The 23,202-nt window shown below is 51.0% G+C and carries 21 protein-coding genes and 1 tRNA gene; 13 read left to right on the top strand and 9 right to left on the bottom strand.

Annotated elements, in window-relative coordinates:
• Positions 1 to 7: 7 nt before the first annotated feature.
• The 3 genes from ypdF to ptsP are packed head-to-tail and all read left to right on the top strand — an operon-like array spanning position 8 to position 4,650.
• Positions 8 to 1,093: an aminopeptidase gene (gene ypdF / locus C0K55_RS01520; protein WP_105266018.1), complete on the top strand. Its 1,086-nt coding sequence runs from the start codon at positions 8 to 10 to the stop codon at positions 1,091 to 1,093.
• On the top strand, positions 1,093 to 2,130 hold the full coding sequence (ypdE, locus tag C0K55_RS01515) for an aminopeptidase (protein WP_001516815.1): 1,038 nt from the start codon (positions 1,093 to 1,095) through the stop codon (positions 2,128 to 2,130). Before ypdF ends, ypdE begins: the two co-directional genes overlap by 1 nt.
• A gap of 24 nt (positions 2,131 to 2,154) precedes the next feature.
• Positions 2,155 to 4,650: a phosphoenolpyruvate--protein phosphotransferase gene (ptsP, locus tag C0K55_RS01510; RefSeq protein ID WP_105266019.1), complete on the top strand. Its 2,496-nt coding sequence runs from the start codon at positions 2,155 to 2,157 to the stop codon at positions 4,648 to 4,650.
• 2 nt (positions 4,651 to 4,652) lie between these two features.
• Here the strand turns inward: ptsP and C0K55_RS01505 are convergent, their stop codons facing one another.
• The 3 genes from C0K55_RS01505 to ypdA are packed head-to-tail and all read right to left on the bottom strand — an operon-like array spanning position 4,653 to position 7,970.
• Entirely contained in the window at positions 4,653 to 5,510 is an 858-nt protein-coding gene (locus C0K55_RS01505) for an AraC family transcriptional regulator (RefSeq protein WP_000648321.1), read from the bottom strand.
• 13 nt (positions 5,511 to 5,523) lie between these two features.
• Positions 5,524 to 6,258, bottom strand: a complete 735-nt coding sequence (gene ypdB, locus C0K55_RS01500; RefSeq protein ID WP_001516812.1) for a two-component system response regulator YpdB — start codon at positions 6,256 to 6,258, stop codon at positions 5,524 to 5,526.
• Positions 6,259 to 6,272: 14 nt separating this feature from the next.
• Complete coding sequence (gene ypdA / locus C0K55_RS01495; protein ID WP_000544386.1) at positions 6,273 to 7,970, bottom strand: two-component system sensor histidine kinase YpdA; 1,698 nt, start codon at positions 7,968 to 7,970, stop codon at positions 6,273 to 6,275.
• 51 nt (positions 7,971 to 8,021) lie between these two features.
• Between ypdA and C0K55_RS26065 the strand changes: the two genes are divergently transcribed.
• Entirely contained in the window at positions 8,022 to 8,243 is a 222-nt protein-coding gene (locus C0K55_RS26065; protein WP_071985588.1) for a hypothetical protein, read from the top strand.
• A gap of 103 nt (positions 8,244 to 8,346) precedes the next feature.
• Positions 8,347 to 9,585, top strand: coding sequence for an alanine transaminase (gene alaC / locus C0K55_RS01485; protein WP_105266020.1), 1,239 nt, complete (start codon positions 8,347 to 8,349; stop codon positions 9,583 to 9,585).
• A 63-nt stretch (positions 9,586 to 9,648) separates the two neighbouring features.
• Here alaC and ypdK read toward each other — a convergent pair whose 3' ends face one another.
• A complete protein-coding gene (gene ypdK / locus C0K55_RS01480; protein WP_010723117.1) occupies positions 9,649 to 9,720 on the bottom strand; it encodes a membrane protein YpdK in 72 nt (23 codons plus the stop codon).
• A gap of 355 nt (positions 9,721 to 10,075) precedes the next feature.
• Positions 10,076 to 10,996, bottom strand: coding sequence for a kdo(2)-lipid IV(A) palmitoleoyltransferase (gene lpxP / locus C0K55_RS01475; RefSeq protein WP_000484419.1), 921 nt, complete (start codon positions 10,994 to 10,996; stop codon positions 10,076 to 10,078).
• 385 nt (positions 10,997 to 11,381) lie between these two features.
• Here lpxP and C0K55_RS01465 point away from each other — a divergent pair, with 385 nt between their 5' ends.
• Positions 11,382 to 11,624 carry a YfdY family protein gene (locus tag C0K55_RS01465; RefSeq protein ID WP_000639873.1) on the top strand — a complete coding sequence of 81 codons (243 nt, stop codon included), beginning with the start codon at positions 11,382 to 11,384 and terminating at the stop codon, positions 11,622 to 11,624.
• A 13-nt stretch (positions 11,625 to 11,637) separates the two neighbouring features.
• Here C0K55_RS01465 and C0K55_RS01460 read toward each other — a convergent pair.
• Positions 11,638 to 11,712, bottom strand: a tRNA-Arg gene (locus C0K55_RS01460).
• Between the two features lie 75 nt (positions 11,713 to 11,787).
• A complete protein-coding gene (locus C0K55_RS01455) occupies positions 11,788 to 12,720 on the bottom strand; it encodes a formate/nitrite transporter family protein (RefSeq protein WP_000368110.1) in 933 nt (310 codons plus the stop codon).
• A 302-nt stretch (positions 12,721 to 13,022) separates the two neighbouring features.
• Between C0K55_RS01455 and mlaA the strand changes: the two genes are divergently transcribed.
• A complete protein-coding gene (gene mlaA, locus C0K55_RS01445; protein ID WP_000776778.1) occupies positions 13,023 to 13,778 on the top strand; it encodes a phospholipid-binding lipoprotein MlaA in 756 nt (251 codons plus the stop codon).
• Between the two features lie 61 nt (positions 13,779 to 13,839).
• Here the strand turns inward: mlaA and fadL are convergent, their stop codons facing one another.
• Entirely contained in the window at positions 13,840 to 15,180 is a 1,341-nt protein-coding gene (gene fadL / locus C0K55_RS01440; protein WP_001516804.1) for a long-chain fatty acid transporter FadL, read from the bottom strand.
• Between the two features lie 371 nt (positions 15,181 to 15,551).
• Between fadL and C0K55_RS01430 the strand changes: the two genes are divergently transcribed.
• The 4 genes from C0K55_RS01430 (at position 15,552) to sixA (ending at position 20,160) form a co-directional block, all read left to right on the top strand.
• Positions 15,552 to 15,836, top strand: coding sequence for a YfcZ/YiiS family protein (locus tag C0K55_RS01430; protein WP_001296261.1), 285 nt, complete (start codon positions 15,552 to 15,554; stop codon positions 15,834 to 15,836).
• 181 nt (positions 15,837 to 16,017) lie between these two features.
• Entirely contained in the window at positions 16,018 to 17,328 is a 1,311-nt protein-coding gene (fadI, locus tag C0K55_RS01425) for an acetyl-CoA C-acyltransferase FadI (protein ID WP_105266021.1), read from the top strand.
• On the top strand, positions 17,328 to 19,472 hold the full coding sequence (gene fadJ / locus C0K55_RS01420) for a fatty acid oxidation complex subunit alpha FadJ (protein ID WP_001516802.1): 2,145 nt from the start codon (positions 17,328 to 17,330) through the stop codon (positions 19,470 to 19,472). Before fadI ends, fadJ begins: the two co-directional genes overlap by 1 nt.
• Before the next feature lie 202 nt (positions 19,473 to 19,674).
• Positions 19,675 to 20,160, top strand: coding sequence for a phosphohistidine phosphatase SixA (gene sixA, locus C0K55_RS01415; RefSeq protein WP_001195823.1), 486 nt, complete (start codon positions 19,675 to 19,677; stop codon positions 20,158 to 20,160).
• Positions 20,161 to 20,228: 68 nt separating this feature from the next.
• On the opposite strand, the gene smrB is transcribed toward sixA, so the two are convergent.
• Entirely contained in the window at positions 20,229 to 20,780 is a 552-nt protein-coding gene (smrB, locus tag C0K55_RS01410; RefSeq protein WP_000730816.1) for an endonuclease SmrB, read from the bottom strand.
• Between the two features lie 165 nt (positions 20,781 to 20,945).
• Here smrB and prmB point away from each other — a divergent pair, with 165 nt between their 5' ends.
• Complete coding sequence (prmB, locus tag C0K55_RS01405; protein ID WP_001516801.1) at positions 20,946 to 21,878, top strand: 50S ribosomal protein L3 N(5)-glutamine methyltransferase; 933 nt, start codon at positions 20,946 to 20,948, stop codon at positions 21,876 to 21,878.
• Between the two features lie 236 nt (positions 21,879 to 22,114).
• Positions 22,115 to 23,200 (top strand): chorismate synthase, encoded by a 1,086-nt coding sequence (gene aroC, locus C0K55_RS01400; RefSeq protein WP_061090380.1) that lies wholly within the window; start codon positions 22,115 to 22,117, stop codon positions 23,198 to 23,200.
• Positions 23,201 to 23,202 lie beyond the last annotated feature (2 nt).

Raw genomic sequence — 23,202 nt, 5'->3', positions numbered from 1 at the left:
AATCCTGATGACATTACTCGCTTCGCTGCGCGACTGGCTTGCGGAACAACAGCTTGATGCGGTGCTTCTCTCTTCACGGCAGAACAAGCAGCCACATCTGGGACTCTCCACCGGATCAGGCTATGTGGTGATTAGCTGTGAGAGCGCGCACATTCTGGTGGACTCACGCTATTACGCGGATGTGGAAGCCCGTGCGCAAGGCTACCAGCTACATTTACTCGATGCGGCGCAGACGCTTGCAACCATCGTCAATCAGCTCATTGCCGATGAGCAACTGCAAACGCTTGGTTTTGAAGGCCAGCAGGTGAGTTGGGAAAGCGCACATCGCTGGCAGACTGAACTCAATGCAACGTTGGTCAGCGCCACGCCGGACGTACTGCGGCAAATCAAAATGCCGGAGGAGGTAGAGAAAATCCGCCTCGCCTGTGGGATTGCCGATCGCGGTGCGCAACATATCCGCCGGTTTATACAGGCGGGGATGAGCGAGCGTGAGATAGCCGCTGAACTGGAGTGGTTTATGCGCCAGCAGGGCGCGGAAAAAGCCTCTTTTGACACCATTGTTGCCAGTGGCTGGCGTGGGGCGCTACCGCACGGCAAGGCCAGCGACAAGATTGTTGCCGCGGGCGAGTTTGTCACTCTCGATTTCGGTGCGCTGTATCAGGGCTACTGTTCTGATATGACGCGCACCTTTCTGGTGAATGGCGAAGGGGTGAGCGCCGAATCTCACCCGCTGTTTAACGTGTATCAGATTGTCCTGCAGGCGCAACTGGCTGCAATCTCTGCGATTCGCCCCGGTGTGCGTTGTCAGCAGGTTGACGACGCCGCGCGTCGGGTGATTACCGAGGCTGGTTATGGCGAGTATTTCGGTCATAACACCGGTCACGCCATCGGTATTGAAGTGCATGAAGATCCGCGCTTTTCACCGCGGGACACCACGATGCTCCTGCCAGGTATGTTACTGACCGTGGAGCCGGGGATTTATTTGCCAGGGCAAGGGGGCGTGCGCATCGAAGATGTCGTGCTGGTTACCCCGCAAGGCGCAGAAGTGCTGTACGCCATGCCGAAAACAGTGTTGCTCACGGGAGAGGCATAATGGATTTATCGCTATTAAAAGCGTTGAGCGAGGCAGATGCAATCGCCTCCTCGGAACAGGAAGTGCGGCAGATCCTGCTGGAGGAAGCGGATCGCCTGCAAAAAAAGGTCCGTTTTGATGGTCTGGGATCGGTGCTGATCCGCCTCAATGAATCGACAGGTCCGAAGGTGATGATCTGCGCGCATATGGACGAAGTGGGATTTATGGTACGCAGCATCTCCTGTGAGGGTGCTATCGACGTGCTGCCGGTTGGTAATGTGCGCATGGCCGCCCGCCAGCTTCAGCCGGTGCGGATCACCACCCGTGAAGAATGCAAAATTCCAGGCCTGCTCGATGGCGAAAGGCAGGGAAATGACGTTAGCGCAATGCGCGTGGACATTGGCGCACGTTCTTATGACGAAGTCATGCAGGCGGGAGTTCGTCCGGGCGATCGCGTCACCTTCGATACCACTTTTCAGGTTCTCCCTCACCAGCGGGTAATGGGCAAAGCCTTTGATGACCGCCTCGGTTGCTACCTGCTGGTGACTTTACTGCGCGAGCTGCACGACGCCGAACTCCCTGTGGAAGTCTGGCTGGTGGCCAGTTCCAGCGAAGAGGTTGGCTTACGCGGCGGGCAAACCGCCACCCGCGCAGTGTCGCCGGACGTCGCCATTGTGCTGGATACCGCCTGCTGGGCGAAAAACTTTGATTATGGCGCGGCTAACCATCGCCAGATTGGTAACGGCCCGATGCTGGTGTTAAGTGATAAATCGCTGATTGCGCCGCCAAAATTCATCGCGTGGATTGAAAGCGTGGCGGCAGAAATTGGTGTGCCGTTGCAGGCGGATATGCTCAGCAACGGCGGCACGGACGGTGGAGCGATTCACTTAACCGGCACAGGCATACCCACAGTGGTGATGGGCCCTGCCACCCGCCACGGCCATTGTGCCGCGTCGATTGCCGATTGCCGCGACATTTTGCAAATGCAGCAACTTTTATCTGCACTTATTCAACGTATTACGCGTGAGACCGTTGTTCAACTGACGGATTTCAGATGATCTCCTGATTAACCCGGAGCGGTTATGTTAACGATTCAATTTCTTTGCCCTTTGCCTAACGGTCTTCATGCTCGCCCGGCGTGGGAACTTAAAGAACAGTGCAGCCAGTGGCAAAGTGCAGTGACCTTCATCAACCATCGCCAGAATGCGAAGGCCGATGCAAAAAGCTCGCTGGCACTGATTGGCACCGGAACCTTATTTAATGACAGTTGCAGCCTGAACATTAGCGGCAGCGATGAAGAGCAGGCGCGGCGGGTGCTGGAAGAATATATCCAGGTGCGCTTTATCGACAGCGACAGCGTCCAGCCGACGCAGGCAGAGCTGATGGCACATCCGTTACCGCGTTCATTAAGCCGCCTGAATCCAGATTTGTTGTATGGAAATGTGCTGGCGAGCGGTATCGGCATTGGTACACTGACCTTATTACAGAGCGATAATCTCGACAGTTATCGCGTGATCCCCGCCTGTGCACAAGATTCCACCCGACTGGAACACAGCCTGGCAACGCTTGCCGAGCAACTGAACCAGCAACTGCGTGAGCGTGACGGCGAAAGCAAAACTATTCTCAGCGCCCATTTGTCACTGATTCAGGATGACGAGTTTTCAGGCAATATCCGTCGGCTGATGGCTGAACAGCATCAGGGGCTGGGCGCGGCGATCATCAGTAATATGGAACAGGTTTGCGACAAACTTTCTGCCTCTGCCAGCGATTACCTGCGTGAGCGGGTCAGCGATATCCGCGATATCAGCGAACAGTTGTTGCATATCACCTGGCCGGAGCTGAAGCCACGCAATAATCTGGTGCTTGAAAAACCGACCATTCTGGTTGCTGAGGATTTAACGCCAAGCCAGTTTTTGAGCCTTGATCTAAAAAATCTCGCGGGCATGATTCTGGAGAAAACCGGGCGCACCTCGCATACCCTGATTCTGGCACGCGCTTCGATGATCCCCGTTCTTAGCGGCCTGCCGCTGGATGCGATAGCACGCTATGCCGGACAACCGGCGGTGCTTGATGCCCAGTGCGGCGTGCTGGCGATTAATCCTGATGATGCGGTGAGTGGTTATTACCAGGTGGCACAGACGCTGGCGGATAAACGTCAGCAGCAACAAGCACTTGCCGCTGCGCAACAGGCGTACTCCCGCGATCACAAGCGTATTGATATTGCTGCGAATATTGGCACTGCTCTGGAAGCACCAGGCGCGTTTGCTAACGGCGCGGAAGGCGTCGGGCTGTTCCGTACCGAAATGCTGTATATGGATCGCGATAGTGCGCCGGACGAGCAGGAACAGTTTGAAGCCTACCAGCAGGTGTTACTGGCAGCGGGCGAAAAGCCGATTATCTTCCGTACGATGGACATCGGCGGCGATAAAAGCATTCCTTACCTCAACATTCCCCAGGAAGAGAACCCGTTCCTCGGCTATCGTGCGGTACGTATTTACCCGGAATTTGCTGGTCTGTTCCGCACTCAACTGCGGGCTATTTTGCGTGCTGCCAGTTTTGGCAACGCTCAGTTGATGATCCCAATGGTGCACAGCCTCGATCAGATCTTATGGGTAAAGAGTGAGATCCAGAAGGCAATCGTTGAGCTTAAACGCGATGGCCTGCGCCATGCAGAATCGATCCCGCTTGGGATCATGGTGGAAGTGCCGTCGGTGTGTTACATCATCGACCACTTCTGTGATGAGGTCGATTTCTTCAGTATCGGCTCCAACGATATGACCCAGTATTTGTATGCGGTCGATCGTAATAATCCGCGCGTATCGCCGCTGTATAACCCGATTACGCCATCGTTCCTGCGCATGTTGCGGCAGATCATTACCACTGCGCATCAGCGGGGCAAATGGGTGGGAATTTGCGGGGAGCTGGGTGGCGAAAGCCGCTATCTGCCGCTACTGCTTGGGCTGGGTCTGGATGAGTTAAGTATGAGTAGCCCACGCATTCCGGCGGTGAAAAACCAGCTTCGGCAACTGGATAGCGAGGCGTGTCAGGAACTGGCGCGTCAGGCGTGCGAGTGCCGCAGCGCGCAGGAAATTGAAGCGTTACTCACTGCGTTTACACCGCAAGAAGACGTTCGTCCGCTGCTGGCGCTGGAGAATATCTTCGTTGATCAGACTGTTAGCAATAAAGAGCAGGCTATTCAGTTCCTGTGCGGCAACCTTGGCGTTAACGGGCGTACTGAGCATCCGTTCGAGCTGGAAGAAGATGTCTGGCAGCGTGAGGAGATTGTCACCACTGGCGTTGGTTTTGGCGTGGCGATCCCGCACACCAAATCTCAGTGGATCCGCCATTCCAGTATCAGTATTGCCCGCCTGGTGAAACCTGTCGACTGGCAGTCAGAGATGGGCGATGTCGAACTGGTGATCATGTTGACGCTGGGCGCTAGCGAAGGAATGAACCATGTGAAAGTCTTTTCGCAACTGGCGCGCAAACTGGTGAATAAAAACTTCCGCCAATCGCTGTTTGCCGCCAAAGATGCTCAAAGTATTCTGACACTGCTCGAAACAGAGCTAACTTTTTAAATTTAGCCCTGAAAACGGGCGCTGTACTCTCCTGGCGTCAGACCAAACTGACGCCGGAAGACGCGACAAAAATAGTCGCTATCCGGAAAGCCGCAGCGTTGTGCTACTTCATGAATTGACAGGTGGTATTTCTGCAAAATCATCCTCGCCTTCGCCATCCGCACCCAACGCACATATTCGATAAATCGCATCGTCCCATGCAGCGCAAACAGTTTTGACAGGTGATTTGGCGTGATATTAAAAAACTGCGCCACATTCTCGCGGGTGAGCGGCTGGGCATAATTATCCTGAACCCAGTTACAAATGCTGTGATAGAGAAAATCGCCGCGCGGCTGCGAATGACCCGGCGGCATATTTACCACGTTGCGGCAAAGATGCAGCAAACTGAGTACCAACGGTTGAATGATATTCTGCTCCAGCGGCGAACGGCTGAGATGGGTGAGGGCGGTGAGTATTGCTTCACCTTCACCGCGTTGCAGGCTGGGAAGCTGGAGCTGGCGAACCGGATGTAACAGTGTGGTGGTGCGACTATCGTAAAACGACAACCCCAGCCATGTTGGTGCAAACACCAGGCTTAACAACATAACAGGTTTGTTGTTGACCGGTAAATTAGCCGCGCGCGCCGGAATAAACAGTATTTCCCCTTCCACCATGCGTTGCTGTTTTGCTGCCAGTTGATTGCCGTATTCGCCGCGCAGCACAATATCCAGCCGGGGGAAATCAATACATAAACTGCCTACCGGCAACGAGGCGGGCTGGCTGGCAAACCAGACGCGCCCCAGTCGCTGTGGGTTAAGCACCAGGCCGCTGAACAGATCTGCGAAAAATTGTTGATCGGCGGGCAAGCCTGTTGCTTTCATGGATATCCCCGATTTATAGATGCATTAATTGTCTGAATTCTTTAACTTTGCTGCGGCTGACAGGCACTTCAAAATCCAGATCTTTCAGTCGCAGAATGTAGGTGTTATTAAACCACGGTTCGATTTCGCGGATTTTGTTCAGATTGACACAAAATGAGCGATGGCAGCGGAAAAAATGCGACGGCGGCAATTTGCTGCAAAACTCGGTGATGTTCATCGGCATCACGTAGGATTCACGCCGCGTATAGACAAAGGTCATTTTTTCGTGCGCTTCGGCGTAATAGATATCATTAATTGGCGTGACGATAATTCGCTCATCTTTCACCAGATTAATGGTGTCATTCTCCCGCGTTACTGTTACCGCAGGCGTACTGCTGGTTTGCTGTTGCTGCCAGGCCGCTTCCAGTTTTTGTAGCATCCCGGTGATGCGTGATTCCTGATACGGTTTGAGAATGTAGTCAAACGCCTCCAGTTCAAACGCTTCTACCGCATGTTCTTTCCACGCGGTGATAAACACAATAAACGGTTTATGGGCGAACTGGCTGATGTTTTGCGCCAGCAGCACGCCATCCAGCGACGGAATATTGATATCCAGAAAAATGGCGTCGACGCGGTTATGTTGCAAAAACTTCAACACGTCCAGACCGTCGTCAAAGGTGCCGACAATCTCCATCTGGCTATGCTCTTTAATTAGCCAGCTCAGTTCCTGTTGCGCCAGGAATTCGTCTTCAACAATGATGACTTTCACAATATCACTCCGGCTCAAAGCAATAACGTAGCCTGTGAGGCGACAGGGGTGCGTTGGTTAGGAATGTAAAACGCAATTTCCGTTCCGGGTTCCAGACGGCGGATATGCAACCCCTCGCCATACAATAACTTCACGCGATGATGCACATTCAACAGGCCTATTTTATTACCTGGCATTTCGTTCGCTTCGACTCGTTCAATCACTTGTGGATCGATGCCGTGCCCGGTATCTCTGACCGCAATGCGGACCCGATTACCGCACTCTGCGACGCTAATAGTTACAACACCTTTTCCTTTACAGGGTTGAATGCCGTGGACAATGGCGTTCTCCACCAACGGCTGAATCAGCAGGCTGGGAATACAGCAATTCACCTCTTCATCAATATCATAGATAACCGTCAGCTTGTCACCAAAGCGGGCCTGCTCAATGGCGATATAGTCTTTGATTTGATATAGCTCTTTTTTAATATCGATTTGCTCATCGTCTTTTAATTCAATGTTATAGCGCAGATAACGCGACAGATTAAAGATCAACTGGCGAGCGGTATCTGGATTCAGACGAATCGATGAGGAGATTGCGTTCAGTGCGTTAAACAGGAAATGGGGATTAATTTTACTTTGCAGGGCGCGAAGCTCTGCCTTATTTGCCATTTCACGTAACTGCTCGGCACGGGAAACCTCCAGTTGGGTGGAGATAATTTGCGACAGTCCTACCGCCATCTCCTGTAATGAGGACGTAATCTGGTGCGCGTGGCAGTAGTAAATTTTCAGCGTTCCGGTCACAACGCCTTTCTCCCACAATGGGATCACCAGCATCGAGTGGATTTCCGGTGTGCGGTGGGCTTCATCATTGTTTTTAATGATGATTTTCCCATAATTCATCGCCTGACGCGTCGTTGGGCTAATGAAGTCATCGCCATTCTGGTAGTTATGCTCGCCCACACCGACATAGGCCAGTACATGCTCGGTATTGGTAATTGCCACCGCGTCGGCGTGAATGTCGTCACGGATAATTTCACAGACTTTACGTAACGATTCGCTATTCACGTGACGAAACAGCGGCAGGGTTTTATTGGCAATATCCAGCGCCAGCTTGGCCTGCCGCGCAGCGCTGGCCTCTTTTTCGCCTTCAACGCTTTGCACCAGCAGTACAATAAAGCCGATACAGACACTGCCGAGGATCATCGGAATCCCGATTTTGGAGACGATATCCAGCCCCAGCTCGGTGGTTGGTGCCCAGACAATCACCAGAATCATGGTTAGTGTTTCGCAGAGCATACCGCCCAGAATACCGACGCGCCAACGCTGCGCTTTGGGGATTTTCAGGTTAATCCAGCCAGAAATACAGCCCGCCAGAATACTGGTGATAAAGCAGGGGATCGCCGTCACGCCTCCAATATCAATAAGATAGCGGTGAATCCCGGCTATTACGCCGGTAATGATGCCCACCCACGGGCCAAATAAAATCCCGCCTGACATTACCGCAATAATACGCACGTTAACCAGTGAGCCTTCCACCGGCACGCCGGACCAGGTGCTGAACAGGGCGAACAACGAGAAAATGGCGGTAACGGCAAGCAACTCTTTTGGTGAGTGCGCCGACTTGTGTAACAACTCGCGAAACAGGCGGATACGAATAAGGAAGAACAGGCAGATAAGCATTAACGCTGCCCGATCGAAGACCGCCAGCAGCATGTTGAATATTTCGTGCACGGGTAACTCTGGATAAGGATTAAACCTCTATGATAGGTAACCTGAGGGCTGATGACCAGCAGACCATTTTTGAGGAAAAACCACAAATTTAAAAGGGGATTGTCAGGTAAATGGTGCATTGGCAATACATATCTTGATAATGCACATCAGGTTGGTAAATTTATTGAAATTATAATGTTAATTAATGTGGTGGTGTTTTCTTGGGAAAAGGTGAGAATTTCCTGTTTTATTACTGATGTTCCTCTTTTATGGCAGCAAAAATTTTTTTGCTAAAACGCTCGACAGACAGATTTTATTCAGGCTATTTTCAAAACAGCCACCTATCGTGGTAGCGTCGCTCGGACGGTCCGGGCGCTCACGTTAATCTGAGGAAATTATGGCTGACACTCGCCCTGAACGTCGCTTTACGCGTATTGATCGTCTCCCGCCTTACGTTTTTAACATTACCGCTGAACTGAAAATGGCTGCGCGTCGGCGCGGCGAAGATATTATCGATTTCAGTATGGGTAACCCTGACGGCGCAACTCCGCCGCATATTGTTGAAAAGTTATGCACTGTAGCACAGCGCCCGGATACGCACGGTTACTCCACTTCACGCGGCATTCCACGGTTACGTCGCGCCATTTCTCGCTGGTATCAGGATCGTTACGACGTTGAAATCGACCCGGAATCAGAAGCCATCGTCACCATTGGCTCGAAAGAGGGGCTGGCGCACCTGATGCTGGCGACGCTGGATCACGGTGACACGGTGCTGGTGCCTAATCCCAGCTACCCGATTCATATCTACGGTGCGGTGATTGCCGGGGCGCAGGTATGTTCAGTACCGCTGGTGGAGGGTGTTGATTTTTTCAATGAACTGGAACGTGCTATTCGCGAGAGTTATCCGAAACCGAAGATGATGATCCTCGGCTTCCCGTCGAACCCAACCGCGCAATGTGTGGAACTGGAGTTCTTCGAAAAGGTTGTTGCGCTGGCGAAACGCTACGATGTGCTGGTGGTTCATGACCTGGCTTATGCCGATATCGTCTACGATGGCTGGAAAGCGCCGTCAATTATGCAGGTTCCGGGCGCACGCGACGTAGCGGTCGAGTTCTTTACGCTGTCGAAAAGTTACAACATGGCAGGCTGGCGTATCGGCTTTATGGTTGGCAACAAAACGCTGGTCAGCGCGTTGGCACGCATCAAAAGCTATCACGATTACGGCACCTTTACACCGTTGCAGGTGGCGGCTATTGCGGCGCTGGAAGGCGATCAGCAGTGTGTGCGCGACATTGCCGAACAGTATAAGCGCCGTCGCGATGTGCTGGTAAAAGGGCTGCATGAAGCGGGCTGGATGGTCGAAATACCGAAAGCCTCAATGTATGTTTGGGCAAAAATCCCGGAACCATATGCAGCGATGGGCTCTCTGGAATTTGCCAAAAAGCTGCTCAATGAAGCGAAGGTTTGCGTCTCGCCGGGTATCGGTTTTGGTGACTACGGTGACACCCATGTACGCTTTGCGTTAATTGAAAACCGTGACCGCATTCGTCAGGCTGTCAGAGGCATCAAAGCAATGTTCCGCGCTGATGGCTTACTGCCAGCCAGCAGTAAACATATTCACGAAAACGGCGAATAAATGTATTCTCAGAAAAGCAAACAGGAGCCAGACGGCTCCTGTTTTTCATTGCACAGTTTGCTTTTAGATCATCAGGGCAAAAGTACCGGCCCAAACGATGACCATAAAAGAAATGCCCATAAAGAAATATTTCACTTTACATCTCTCCGCGTAATTACTGTTACGCCTGAATGACTTCACTACATCTGGTACAGTGAGTTGACACCGGGCAAAACGACCTTAAAAGTCCTCAGCTTTGCCGTGGGCATCATCCCAGAATTCTGAGCTGATTTGCTCGAGACGGCGCTAATGTACGCCTAAAACTAAATTGAAACAAGTGGCATTTTCTTATTTACTTTTAGTAACTTACGAGTGTCTCATATCGACGACAGTTTAATTTCTGCCAGTAATAATTCACGATTTAGCGAAGGGAAAAGCCTTAAGAAAAAAGCCATAAAAACCATTGAGTTATTGTGGCTAATTTGAAGAGGGAAAGAGAATGGGTCGTTTGTTAAACGTATAACGACGCTTCACCCACCGGACGTGTTTTGAAGCGGCGGTGGATCCAGAGATATTGCTCCGGTGCACGCATAATCTCTTTCTCAATAACCTTGTTCATATAAGCGGCAGCCTGACATTCATCAGTCGGGTAACCTTCCATTTCTGGGGTGATATACAAACGGTATCCGCTGTAATCGGCTTTTCGAACCATTGTCACAGTCAACATGGCGGAACCTGAAAGGCGAGACAATACGTAGGTGCCATTGGTTGTTGCGACATTTTCTACCGCAAAGAACGGGGCGAAGGAGCTACCCTTACGACCATAATCCTGGTCGGGGGCAAACCATACGGCTTCACCTTTTTTCAAAGCGCCGACAATACCGCGCAGATTATTTCTGCCGATCATCGCTTTGTTAGAGCGCATGCGGCCACGAGTCTGCACCCATTCCATCAACTGGTTATTATGCGGACGATAAGTTGCCATCATTGGCTGGCAAAGTCCCATTACGCGGCCACCCAGTTCCAGCGACATAAAATGTACGCCGACGACCATTACGCCACGATTTTGCATTTGTGCGCGTTGCAGGTTATCCAGGCCTTCGACATCAAACCACTTACGCACGCGACGATCGGGCCAGAACCACGCCATTCCGGTTTCAACCAGCGCCATACCAAGCGAGCGAAAGTTTTCGGCAATGATCTTCTCGCGTTCTTCAGAAGAATGCTGCGGGAAACAAAGTTCAAGGTTTTTACGCGCGATGGATTCGCGACGTTTCAGAAATGGTCTGGCCATCGTGCCGATACGTGTGCCAAGAAAGCACAGAACAGGATAAGGAAGTTGTACCCAAAGCCAGAGTACGCCAAGACCAAACCACGTGAGCCAGTAGCGAGGATGGAGAAACTCGCGGGAAAATTTGCGTTGTGGAAACATAGTTACCTTCTGTAGATACTAATTGTTGTATCGCAGAAGATTCCATGTCGACAGCGGTACACTCAATATATTAGGCCATCATGTACGACAATGGTTCCTGTAAAGAGTGTAAAGACTAGCCAGGACAAAACCACGAGGAGCATGAATGCGGTACTTCTACTGTAACACTGGCAGATCGTTTTCAGCCACTTTTTATTAATCATGCTGAATAAATATTTTTCCACCTGACAAAGAACCGTTTGTAACACCTTGTTTTAACTCCACTGCTGGTCGGGTAAGAGAAGAATGTTGATAAATTGTTGCATAAATTGCAAGTATATAAGGATTGTCTTACTATAAAAGTAACTGAAGTTACAGGTTTTTTAGCACGGCAGGAGGTTGAGCTATGATTTATTTATGGATGTTTCTCGCGCTTTGCATTGTCTGTGTTAGTGGGTATATCGGTCAGGTACTGAATATAGCATCTGCCGTTTCTTCTTTTTTTGGCATGGTGATCCTTGCCGCACTCATTTATTACTTCACTATGTGGTTAACTGGCGGTAATGAGCTGGCAACGGGGATATTTATGTTTCTTGCCCCGGCTTGTGGCTTGATGATCCGCTTTATGGTGGGGTATGGAAGGCGGTAATGAGGGGGAGATATGGTGTCCCCTGCAGGAATCGAACCTGCAATTAGCCCTTAGGAGGGGCTCGTTATATCCATTTAACTAAGAGGACAATGCGGCATGAGTATAACCGCTATTAAACAGCGGAGTAAGTACACCGCCGCTCGATTGCTTAAACCCTCGCCACTTACACCGGGTTTTTATCATTTTTCTTAATAGTTTCCGCACATTCTGCTTTCTGGCGGGCCTCTTCTTTACGCTTGTTACTCATATCGTTGCGGATCTGTGCATGGCTCATTAACGCGAAGATGAAAGTGCCGCCGCAAATATTCCCCGCCAGAGTAGGTAGCGCAAATGGCCAGATGAAATCGCTCCAGTGCAGCGTGCCGTTAAATACCAGATAGAGGATCTCTACAGAACCCACGACGATGTGAGTGGTGTCACCCAGGGCGATAAGCCACGTCATTAATATAATTACCACAATCTTTGCCGCTCCTGCCGCAGGGAACATCCATACCATTGTGGCTATCAGCCAGCCGGAGATAATCGCGTTGGCAAACATCTCGCTGGGGGTGTTTTTCATTACATCCATGCCGATTTTGACAAACGCATCGCGGGTTTCTTCATTAAAGATAGGCATATACTCAAACGCCCACGCCGCAATACCTGTTCCAAGAATATTACCCAGCAGCACGACGCCCCATAACCGCATCAGTAAGCCGATGTTGCCGATAGTCGGTTTTTGCATTACCGGCAGTACCGCAGTTACGGTATTCTCAGTAAATAATTGCTGGCGTGCCATAATGACGATAATAAAACCAAAGGTATAACCCAGATTCTCCAGCAAAAAACTCCCCGGTACACCTTCCAGTTCGACATGAAATATACCTTTTGCCAGTAGCGAAGCGCCCATCGACAGGCCCGCAGCAATAGCTGACCACAGTAGCGCCATTGCGTCGCGTTCCAGCTCTTTTTCGCCGTCCTGGCGGATATGCTCGTGAATAGCCATCGCTCTGGAGGGGAGTCGGTCTTCATCTATTTCTATTTTTTTCCCGCGTTCTTTTTCTTCACTCTCTACTTCAAGTTCGTCGCTGTGTTTATCTATTTTGTCGTTATCCATGGTGTCGTCTCTTGAATTAGCACGCATAGCTAAAGCGTAGCGGCTTTTTTGCTCGCAACTGGCGGGAGTTACTCTGAAAATGTATAAAAGGCCGCGTTTGCCTTTTTCTGTTTCTACGGAATCAAGTAGCCTACAGAGCGGCGATTACCAGGCTATGATCGAATCAGCATTTCAGGGCGTCTGGACATCAGTTGACGTGCTGCTACAATCGCCCACACCTAAACAGGCGGATACGGTATCGTTCCGTCATGGATGGCAAACTGCATAAGCCATAAAAAGCCATAAAAAACAGGGAGACATTTATGAAGCTTCGCCTGTCGGCGCTTGCTCTGGGAACTACGCTTCTGGTGGGGTGTGCGAGTTCCGGTACAGATCAGCAAGGGCGTTCAGACCCGTTAGAAGGGTTCAACCGCACCATGTACAATTTTAACTTCAATGTGTTAGACCCGTATGTGGTTCGACCGGTAGCTGTCGCCTGGCGTGATTATGTTCCGCAACCGGCGCGTAACGGTTTGAGCAATTTTACCGGCAACCTTGAAGAACCTGCGGTGATGGTTAACTATTTCCTGCAGGGCGACCCTTATCAGGGGATGGTTCACTTTACCCGCTTTTTCCTGAACACCATTTTGGGGATGGGCGGCTTTATTGATGTTGCGGGGATGGCGAATCCGAAACTGCAACGTACTGAACCTCACCGTTTTGGTAGTACGCTCGGTCACTATGGCGTGGGCTATGGGCCGTATGTTCAGTTACCGTTCTACGGTAGTTTCACGCTGCGTGATGACGGCGGTGATATGGCAGATGCTCTTTACCCGGTACTTTCCTGGTTGACCTGGCCGATGTCTGTGGGTAAATGGACGCTTGAAGGGATCGAAACCCGTGCGCAGTTACTGGATTCCGACGGTCTGCTTCGTCAGTCGTCCGATCCTTATATTATGGTTCGCGAGGCTTACTTCCAGCGTCATGATTTCATCGCCAATGGCGGCGAACTCAAACCGCAGGAAAACCCGAACGCGCAAGCGATTCAGGATGATTTAAAAGATATCGATTCTGAATAAGATGCAAATAAAAAAGGTGAGTCGTAAAACTCACCTTTTTTCTTATTAAGCTAACGTGTTATTAGAACGCGTAGTTAAAGTTAGTCCCGAACAGCCAGGCTTTACCTTCAGACTCGAATTGATATGGACCTTCGTTGATCTTCACGCTCTGACCGTGCATATAAGAGACGCCGACATCTACAGAAGCATCTTTATTAAATGCGTAAGTAGTACCTGCGCTCAGCCAGAAACGGTCCTGATCCGGAATGGAGATAGAACGGTTCTGTGCCGGAACTGGGCTGTCATCGAAGGCAATGCCGGTACGGAAGGTCCAGTTATCATCGTAGTAATAAGTTGTACCCAACGCGATGCGGTAAGCATCTTTAAAGCCTTCATGTTTCTGGAACAGCGTGTCGCCACCGGTTGAGGTTGCTTTCAGTTGTTGGAACTGACTCCAACTGGTGTAAGCCAGGCTATAGTGAATCGCCCACTGCGGATCAACACGGTTATAACCAGACACTTCCCACATTTCAGGCAGGTTCAGCGTCAGATAACCCGACTGCGTTGCGCCACCTGTAGCACCAGGCAAACCGAGATTGTAGTTATTCAGGCCAATTGGCAAGTCGCTGCTGTAGTTACCTTTGAAGTCAATTTTTACCTCAGAACGGTAGGTCAACGCGTAGCGGTTGTTTTTATCCAGTTCATACAGGATCCCGGCGTTCCAGCCAAAACCCCACTGGTTGCCGTTCAGATGAGCAATTTTGGTGTTACTTTCAATATCGTTAGCGGCTGCAGCCAGCGCTTGTCCCTGTGGTGTCCGTCCGGCGGGAGATTGCATAATCTGACCAGCAACCAGTTGCCCCAGATCACCTGCAAAACGTTCAATTTTTGCACGAGCATAGACGGCGTTAAGACCAAGACCGAAACTCCAGGCGTTGTTTAAGCGGTAGGCACCGCTTAAATTCATATTCACGGTTTCGAGGTCGGTTGTACCACCGACAGAACCGCCTGCATAAGTGTCATTAAACTCTGTCGCCAGACCATAGTTAGAGGTAATGGAAGCCCCCCAACCAAATTGGTCGTTAATCGGCGCAACAAAGTGTGCGTTCGGAACCCATGCTGTAGGTGCGATGTTATCCGCGTCGAGGCTACGACCAGACGGAGAAGTTCCGCTGATATTCACATCCGGATCAATATAAACCGCACCCGCAGAAAAAGTCGGGCGGTCAAACATGGTAATCAACGCGGGGTTACGGCTGACATTACCAGCATCATCGGCAATAGCGCCTTCCCCTGAATAAGCCCGACCCAGGCCAGAGGAAGAAAATTCGTTTAACTGAAAGCCTGCCGACCAGGCCTGGGTGGAGATAAGTGCCACTGCGACTGCGAGAGCAGACTTTGTAAACAGGGTTTTCTGGCTCATGACCATAACCTCAATAATTTATTTTTATACAAACTATGTTACGTGCTGTAACAGGAGCGCGAAGTGTAGGGGCTGATGTACATCTTAGAAATCAGACCAGTGGCGAGAGTATAGGTCTGACCAGATGGAATGTTGCAAGTATGTTTCTATATTTTTTCAAATATGATCTAAGAAACGCGATCCAGTTGGCAAAATTTGGAGGTGGCGCACTCATTCATCCAGGTGAATTTTGTTTTAGATCATTTTTAAGTGTGATTTCGGTCACTTATCTGATTTTGCAGAATTAACAACTGGAGCAGCACTTTTCAGAAGCGTAAAATATCCGTAACGTTTATCTGGCACCTTGGGTGCACATACAGAGGAAATCAACGATGAGTAAATGTAGTGCTGATGAAACCCCGGTTTGCTGCTGTATGGATGTTGGCACCATTATGGACAACTCCGATTGCACCGCGTCTTACAGCCGCGTGTTTGCAAACCGCGCAGAAGCAGAACAAACGCTGGCGGCGCTGACTGAAAAAGCCCGTAGCGTAGAATCCGAACCATGCAAAATCACCCCGACTTTCACTGAAGAGTCTGACGGTGTTCGCCTGGATATTGATTTCACTTTTGCCTGCGAAGCTGAAATGCTGATTTTCCAGTTGGGTCTGCGTTAATTCCTCTCGGGTACATACGCCCCTGCCAGGTTGTTGGCAGGGGCGTTTTATTTTCTCTTCTTCTTTTCTCTCTGTGTCATAGCTCCCACTTTCCCTTTTCTCCACTTGGCTAAATGTAAAAAAATAGTTAAGACTATGATCAGGTCAGACCACTTTATGTCTTTTTTTACAGGGGAGTGTTATGGGTCAGGTTTTACCGCTGGTTACCCGCCAGGGCGATCGCATCGCCATCGTTAGCGGGTTACGTACGCCTTTTGCTCGCCAGGCAACGGCTTTTCATGGCATTCCCGCTGTTGATTTGGGGAAGATGGTCGTCGGTGAGCTGCTGGCACGTAGTGAGATCCCCGCCGAAGTGATTGAACAACTGGTCTTTGGTCAGGTTGTGCAAATGCCAGAGGCTCCCAATATTGCGCGTGAAATTGTTCTTGGCACTGGAATGAACGTCCATACCGACGCATACAGCGTCAGCCGAGCTTGCGCTACCAGTTTCCAGGCGGTTGCGAACGTGGCCGAAAGCCTGATGGCGGGAACCATCCGCTCCGGTATTGCTGGCGGGGCCGATTCCTCTTCGGTATTGCCAATTGGCGTCAGTAAAAAACTGGCGCGCGTGTTGGTTGATGTCAACAAAGCCCGCACGCTGAGCCAGCGTCTTAAACTCTTCTCCAGCTTGCGTTTGCGTGACTTAATGCCTGTTCCGCCTGCGGTAGCGGAATATTCCACCGGTTTGCGAATGGGCGATACCGCCGAACAAATGGCGAAAACCTACGGTATCACCCGCGAACAGCAAGATGCACTGGCGCACCGTTCGCACCAGCGTGCTGCCCAGGCATGGTCAGAAGGCAAACTCAAAGAAGAGGTGATGACCGCCTTTATCCCTCCTTATAAACAACCCCTCGCGGAAGACAACAATATTCGCGGTAATTCCACGCTTGCTGATTACGCAAAACTGCGTCCGGCATTTGACCGTAAACACGGAACGGTAACTGCGGCGAACAGTACGCCTCTGACCGATGGCGCGGCGGCAGTGATCCTGATGACCGAATCGCGAGCGAAAGAATTAGGGCTGGTGCCGCTGGGATATCTGCGCAGTTACGCGTTTACCGCTATTGATGTCTGGCAGGATATGTTGCTTGGTCCGGCCTGGTCAACGCCGCTGGCGCTGGAGAGAGCAGGCCTGACGATGGCCGATCTGACATTGATTGATATGCATGAAGCATTTGCCGCCCAGACGCTGGCAAATATTCAGTTGCTGGGTAGCGAACGTTTTGCCCGCGATGTGCTGGGGCGTGCACATGCCACTGGCGAAGTGGACGATAGCAAATTTAACGTGCTTGGCGGTTCCATTGCTTATGGTCATCCCTTCGCGGCAACAGGCGCGCGGATGATTACCCAGACATTACACGAACTTCGCCGTCGCGGCGGTGGATTTGGTTTAGTGACCGCCTGTGCCGCAGGTGGACTTGGTGCGGCAATGGTTCTGGAGGCGGAATAATGGAAATGGTATCGGCTTTTACCCTCAATGTACGTCTGGACAATATTGCCGTCATCACCATTGACGTTCCCGGCGAAAGAATGAATACCCTGAAGGCAGAGTTTGCCTCGCAGGTGCGCGCCATTATTAAACAACTCCGCGAAAATAAAGAACTTCGAGGCGTAGTGTTTATCTCCGCTAAACCGGACAACTTTATTGCCGGTGCAGACATCAACATGATTGGCAACTGCAAAACCGCGCAAGAAGCGGAAGCACTGGCGCGGCAGGGCCAACAGTTGATGGCGGAAATTCATGCTTTGCCAGTTCCTGTTATTGCCGCCATTCACGGCGCTTGCCTGGGCGGTGGTCTGGAGCTGGCACTGGCGTGCCACGGTCGTATCTGTACAGACGATCCTAAAACCGTGCTCGGTTTGCCGGAAGTACAACTTGGGTTGTTACCTGGTTCAGGCGGCACCCAGCGTTTACCGCGCCTGATCGGCGTCAGCACAGCACTAGAGATGATCCTCACTGGCAAGCAACTACGGGCAAAGCAGGCGTTAAAGCTGGGGCTGGTGGATGACGTCGTTCCGCATTCTATTTTACTGGAAGCCGCTGTAGAGCTGGCGAAGCAGGAGCGTACAGTTTCTCGGACTCTCCCGATTCGTGAACGAGTGATGGCCGGGCCATTAGGTCGTGCGCTGTTATTCAAAATGGCAGGCAAGAAAACAGAACAGAAAACCCAGGGCAACTACCCGGCGACAGAACGCATTCTTGAGGTTATCGAAACAGGATTAGCGCAGGGCTCCAGTAGCGGTTATGACGCTGAAGCACGGGCCTTTGGCGAACTGGCAATGACATCGCAATCACAGGCTCTGCGTAATATCTTTTTTGCCAGTACCGACGTGAAGAAAGATCCTGGCAGCGATGTTGCCCCCGCCCCATTAAATAGCGTGGGGATATTAGGTGGTGGCTTGATGGGCGGTGGTATTGCTTACGTTACAGCCGGTAAAGCGGGGCTACCTGTAAGAATTAAAGATATCAACGCCCAGGGCATAAATCATGCTTTGAAATACAGTTGGGATCAGTTGGAGGGGAAAGTGCGCCGCCGGCATATCAAAGCCAGTGAACGCGACAAACAATTGGCGCTGATTTCAGGTTCTATGGATTATCACGGTTTTTCCCATCGCGATCTGATTATTGAAGCAGTGTTTGAAAATCTCGAATTAAAACAACAGATGGTGGCGGAAGTGGAGCAAAACTGCGCCCCTCATACAATTTTTGCCTCCAATACCTCATCTTTACCGATTAGCGATATTGCCGCTCACGCCTCACGACCAGGGCAGGTTATCGGCCTGCATTTCTTCAGCCCGGTAGAAAAAATGCCGCTGGTAGAAATCATTCCTCACGCCGGGACATCGGCGCAAACCCTCGCCACTACGGTAAAACTGGCGAAAAAACAGGGCAAAACGCCAATCGTGGTGCAGGATAAAGCCGGATTTTACGTTAATCGCATTCTGGCACCTTACATTAATGAAGCTATCCGCATGTTGACCGAAGGTGAGCGTGTTGAGCACATTGATGCCGCACTGGTTAAATTTGGTTTTCCGGTGGGACCAATCCAACTTTTGGATGAGGTAGGAATCGACACAGGGACTAAAATTATTCCTGTACTGGAAGCAACTTATGGAGAACGTTTTAGTGCGCCTGCAAATGTTGTTTCTTCAATTTTGAACGACGATCGCAAAGGTAGAAAAAATGGCCGGGGTTTCTATCTTTACCGCCAAAAAGGGCGTAAAAGCAAAAAACAGGTTGATCCCGCCATTTACCCGTTGATTGGCGCGCAAGGGCAGGGGCGACTGTCCGCACCGCAGGTTGCTGAACGGTGTGTGATGTTGATGCTGAATGAAGCAGTACGTTGTCTGGACGAGCAGGTTATCCGTAGCGTGCGAGACGGGGATATTGGCGCAGTATTTGGAATTGGTTTTCCGCCATTTCTCGGTGGTCCGTTCCGCTATATCGATTCTCTCGGCGCGGGCGAAGTGGTTGCAATAATGCAACGACTGGCCGCGCAATATGGTTCCCGTTTTACCCCTTGCGAGCGTTTACTTGAGATGAGTGAGCATGGGGAAAGTTTTTGGAAAACAACTGCAACTGACCTGCAATAAGAAGGTCAAAGCTATATGAATCCGCGCTGAATGGTGGAGCTTTGGTTAAAATGTAAACGCATATTGACTATACTTACGCCATTGAGGTAAAAAACAGCGTTTCATTCGGTGAATGGATAAGGCACAATGCCGGCCACCGTCTTCTTTCTCTGGTTTCAGATGAAAGAAGACGGGTGAATCTGGTTAACAAAAGCGGTGCAATATGCAAGTTTTTATCATGCGTCACGGCGACGCAGCCCTCGATGCCGCCAGTGATTCGGTTCGTCCTCTGACCACTAACGGTTGTGACGAATCTCGCCTGATGGCGAACTGGCTGAAAGGTCAAAAAGTGGAAGTCGAACGTGTTCTGGTGAGCCCGTTCCTGCGAGCCGAGCAAACTCTGGATGTCGTAGGTGATTGTATGGAACTGCCATCCAGTGTCGAAGTTCTGCCAGAATTGACGCCCTGCGGCGATGTCGGTCTGGTTAGTGCTTATCTTCAGGCATTGACCAACGAGGGAGTCGGGTCGGTACTGGTTATCTCTCACTTACCCTTAGTCGGTTATCTGGTAGCCGAGTTATGTCCGGGCGAAACGCCGCCTATGTTTACCACTTCAGCTATTGCCAGCGTAACGCTTGATGAAAGCGGAAAAGGCGAATTTAACTGGCAGATGAGCCCGTGTAATTTGAAAATGGCAAAAGCGATATAATTACGCAACGTTTATATCGCATATCAACTTTCAGAGAGCCACTTAAGTGGCTCTTGTTGTATTGAATGTCAGGGAAGTTCTGGCGGCAGCCACTCTTCCACTTCAATCAATACCAATAACGCCGCGTCGCCGCCGTACTCTTTTGGTGCCTGGTGAAATGCCATCACATGCGGATGCTGTGCCAGCCACAGCGGTGTTTGTTGCTTCAAAATATGCTTACCGTGCCCATGCATCACACAGGCGCAAAACACATGTTCACGGCGACAGGCGGCAATTAATGCGCCCAGTTCCTGTTTGGCTTGTAGCTGCGTCAGGCCGTGCAAATCAAGAAACAACTCCGGCGAATAATCACCGCGTCGCAGTTTCTTCGCCTCAAAATGACTGACATCCGGGCGGACATATTTAACCGGGCCTTCGGTATTTAATAACGGCTGAAATTCATCAGAGAAATAATGGCTGGCATCAGCCTGCTCCTGAATCAACCGCTTGACCGGCACTTCGCTGACTTTTTTTCGTTGTGGTCGATGGACAATCGTGTCCTGCTTAATCTTGCGAGTACCCGCCATCAACTGGCGAAACAGGGCCTGATCCTCCTCGCTGAGAGTTGTTTTCTTTTTCATCTATGCATCTCTATTTTATTTTTCCTACAGTTTACCCGACTCGTAGCGCAATCGATCGGCCAAAACATAATTTTCCTGCGTCATTGCCGCGTGAATGCTGATTTATCGTCATCTTCATGGCAAACTAGCCGCCGAAATTAATGCGACCATGCCCTGGAGGAATACGTGGATAAAATTTTCGTTGATGAAGCAGTAAATGAACTGCAAACCATTCAGGACATGTTGCGCTGGTCGGTTAGCCGCTTCAGCGCGGCAAATATCTGGTACGGTCATGGCACCGACAACCCGTGGGACGAAGCGGTGCAACTGGTATTGCCGTCGCTCTACCTGCCGCTGGATATTCCGGAAGATATGCGCAACGCCCGCCTGACCTCCAGCGAAAAACACCGTATTGTTGAGCGCGTGATCCGCCGCGTCAACGAGCGCGTTCCGGTTGCCTATCTGACCAACAAAGCCTGGTTCTGCGGCCATGAATTTTACGTCGATGAACGCGTGCTGGTGCCGCGTTCACCGATTGGTGAACTGATCAACAATAAATTTGCCGGACTTATCAGCAAGCAACCGCAACATATTCTGGATATGTGTACCGGTAGTGGCTGCATTGCTATTGCCTGCGCTTATGCCTTCCCGGAAGCGGAAGTCGACGCGGTGGACATCTCTCCCGACGCGCTGGCGGTAGCCGAACAGAACATTGAAGAACATGGTCTGATCCACAACGTCATACCGATTCGTTCCGATCTGTTCCGTGATTTGCCGAAAGTGCAGTACGACCTGATCGTCACCAACCCGCCGTATGTCGATGCGGAAGATATGTCCGACCTGCCAAACGAATACCGTCACGAGCCGGAGCTGGGGCTGGCGTCTGGCACTGATGGCCTGAAACTGACACGTCGCATTCTCGGCAACGCGGCGGATTATCTTGCTGATGATGGTGTACTGATTTGTGAAGTCGGCAACAGCATGGTACATCTGATGGAACAATATCCGGATGTTCCGTTCACCTGGCTGGAGTTTGATAACGGTGGCGATGGTGTGTTTATGCTCACCAAAGCGCAGCTTATTGCGGCACGAGAACATTTTGGTATTTATAAAGATTAAATTTACTCGTCATTCTTCAAGTTGCATGTGCTGCGTCTGCGGGTTATTCGGCTCATCCATGGGCCTCCCCCCTTACGGGGCCGCTGCAAGTAGCGTTCAAATCCGCTCCATGCGGATTTGTCGTTCACCCCAGTCACTTACTTCTGTAAGCTCCTGGGGATTCACTCACTTGTCGCCTTCCTGCAACTTGAATTATTTAGAGTAAAAAATGCAAACACAACAATAACGGAGCCGTGATGGCTGGAAACACAATTGGACAACTCTTTCGCGTAACCACCTTCGGTGAATCGCACGGGCTTGCGCTCGGTTGCATCGTCGATGGTGTTCCGCCAGGCATCCCGCTGACGGAAGCAGACCTGCAACACGATCTCGACCGGCGTCGCCCGGGGACATCGCGCTATACCACACAGCGTCGTGAACCGGATCAGGTCAAAATTCTTTCCGGCGTTTTTGAAGGCGTCACCACCGGCACCAGTATTGGCTTGTTGATCGAAAACACCGACCAGCGCTCTCAAGATTACAGCGCAATTAAAGACGTTTTCCGTCCGGGCCATGCTGATTACACCTACGAACAAAAATACGGCCTGCGCGATTATCGCGGCGGCGGACGTTCTTCCGCCCGTGAAACCTCCATGCGCGTTGCGGCTGGAGCAATTGCTAAAAAATATCTCGCCGGAAAATTTGGCATCGAAATTCGCGGCTGCCTGAGCCAGATGGGCGACATTCCACTGGAAATCAAAGACTGGTCGCAAGTTGAACAAAATCCGTTCTTCTGCCCGGACCCGGATAAAATCGACGCGTTAGATGAGTTGATGCGCGCGCTGAAAAAAGAGGGCGACTCCATCGGTGCGAAAGTGACTGTTGTTGCCAGTGGCGTACCTGCCGGACTTGGCGAACCGGTATTTGATCGCCTGGATGCTGACATCGCCCACGCGTTGATGAGCATTAATGCGGTGAAAGGCGTGGAAATTGGCGACGGTTTTGACGTGGTGGCGCTGCGTGGCAGCCAGAACCGCGACGAAATCACCAAAGAAGGTTTTCAGAGCAACCATGCGGGCGGTATTCTCGGTGGTATCAGCAGCGGGCAGCAAATCATTGCCCATATGGCGCTAAAACCGACCTCCAGCATTACCGTGCCTGGGCGTACAATTAACCGCTTTGGCGAAGAAGTTGAGATGATCACCAAAGGCCGTCACGATCCTTGTGTCGGGATCCGCGCGGTGCCGATCGCTGAAGCGATGCTGGCAATCGTTTTGATGGATCACCTGTTACGACAACGGGCGCAAAATGCCGATGTGAAGACTGATATTCCACGCTGGTAAAA

It is taken from the genome of Escherichia sp. MOD1-EC6098 (genome assembly GCF_002965865.1).
Taxonomy (GTDB): Bacteria; Pseudomonadota; Gammaproteobacteria; order Enterobacterales; family Enterobacteriaceae; genus Escherichia; species Escherichia marmotae.
This window is presented reverse-complemented; position numbering and strand designations above follow the sequence as displayed.